At 72.0% G+C, this 1941-nt stretch carries 1 protein-coding gene; it reads left to right on the forward strand.

Translation table 11 applies throughout. The annotated features are described in order from the left end of the window. Positions 1-1941: amino acid adenylation domain-containing protein (locus tag GT045_RS15735; protein ID WP_161334541.1), on the forward strand; the 1941-nt coding region annotated here is incomplete at both ends.

Raw genomic sequence — 1941 nt, forward strand, 5'->3', positions numbered from 1 at the left:
CCCAGATCACCTACTGGACCCGACAACTCGCCGACCTCCCCGACCACCTCGACCTCCCCACCGACCGACCCCGCCCCACCATCACCACCTACCGCGGCGACTACCTCACCGTCGACATCGACCCCACCCTCCACCAACACCTCACCGACCTCGCCCGCACCACCGGCGCCAGCCTCTTCATGGTCCTCCAAGCCGGACTCGCCGCCCTCCTCACCCGCCTCGGCGCCGGCCACGACATCCCCCTCGGCAGCCCCATCGCCGGACGCACCGACCACAACCTCGACCACCTCATCGGCTTCTTCGTCAACACCCTCGTCCTACGCACCCACACCCACGACAACCCCACCTTCACCCAACTCATCAACCAGGTCCGCGACACCTCCCTCCACGCCTACGCCCACCAAGACGTCCCCTTCGAATACCTCGTCGAACACCTCAACCCCACCCGCACCCTCTCCCACCACCCCCTCTTCCAGATCATGCTCGCCCTCCAGAACGCCCCCGAAGCCACCTTCCAACTCCCCGGCCTCCACATCGACATCACCCCCGGCCGCACCCACACCGCCAAATTCGACCTCTTCTTCAGCCTCGCCGAACAACGCGGACCCCACGGCGAACCCCACGGCATCACCGGCGCCATCGAATACTCCAGCGACCTCTACGACCCCCACACCGTCCAGACCCTCTTCGACCGCTGGGTCCGACTACTCCAAGCCGCAGCCACAGCACCCGACCGCCCACTCGGCACCATCGACATCCTCACCCCCGAAGAACACCGGCGGCTGCTGGACACCTGGCTGGACACCGGGACGGAGGTGGGTACGGAGCTGCTGCCCGCGCGCTTCGCCGCACAGGCGCGGGCCACTCCGGACGCCGTCGCCCTGATCGCCGGCGACTCGGAGCTGACGTACGCGGAGCTGAACCGCCGCTCCGAGCTGCTGGCGCGCACCTTGCTGAGCCGGGGCGCCGGGCCGGACCGGGTGGTCGCGGTCGCCCTGCCCCGGTCGGCCGAGCTGGTGGTGGCGCTGCTGGCGGTGCTCAAGACCGGTGCCGCGTACCTGCCGCTGGATCCGGACCATCCGGCCGGGCGCATCGCGTACGTGCTGGAGGACGCCCGGCCCGCCCTGCTCCTCACCACCCTGGCGACGGACGCGCGGATTCCCGGCGGCGCGGCCGAGCGGCTGGTGCTGGACTCGGCGGAGATGCGGGAGCTGTGGGCCGGTCACCCGGACGGCGACCCGTGGGACGCCGGCGTCACCGCGCCGCCACGGGCCGCCGACGCCGCGTACGTGATCTACACCTCGGGTTCGACCGGCCGGCCCAAGGGTGTGGTCGTGCCGCACGGCGCGCTGCTGAACTTCCTGGAGGCCATGCGGCAGGAGGTCCCGCTGCGGCCCGGGGAGCGGCTGCTCGCGGTGACGACGGTCGCCTTCGACATCGCCGCGCTGGAGCTGTACCACCCGCTCCTGTCGGGCGCCGCCGTCGTCCTCGCGCCCAAGGAGGCCGTGCCCCAGCCGTCGGCCGTGCTCGCCCTGATCGCCCGGCACGGTGTCACGGTCATGCAGGGGACGCCGTCCCTGTGGCAGCTGCTGGTCTCGCACGAGCCGGAGGCGCTGCGGGGGCTGCGCATGCTGGTCGGCGGTGAGGCGCTGCCGACCGCGCTCGCCGAGTCGCTGCGCGAGCTCACGGACGACCTGACCAATCTGTACGGGCCGACGGAGACCACCATCTGGTCGACGGCCGCGGATCTGGCCGGCGGCCGGGGTGCCCCGCCGATCGGCCGTCCGATCGCCAACACCCGGGTGTACGTGCTGGACGGTGCCCTGCGGTCGGTGCCGCCCGGGGTGGTGGGCGAGCTGTACATAGGCGGAGCGGGGGTGGCCCGCGGGTATCTGGGCCGGCCGGGACTGACCGCCGAGCGGTTCGTCGCCGACCCCTACG

Origin of the sequence: Streptomyces sp. SID486, assembly GCF_009865385.1 — a bacterium.
GTDB lineage: Bacteria > Actinomycetota > Actinomycetes > Streptomycetales > Streptomycetaceae > Streptomyces.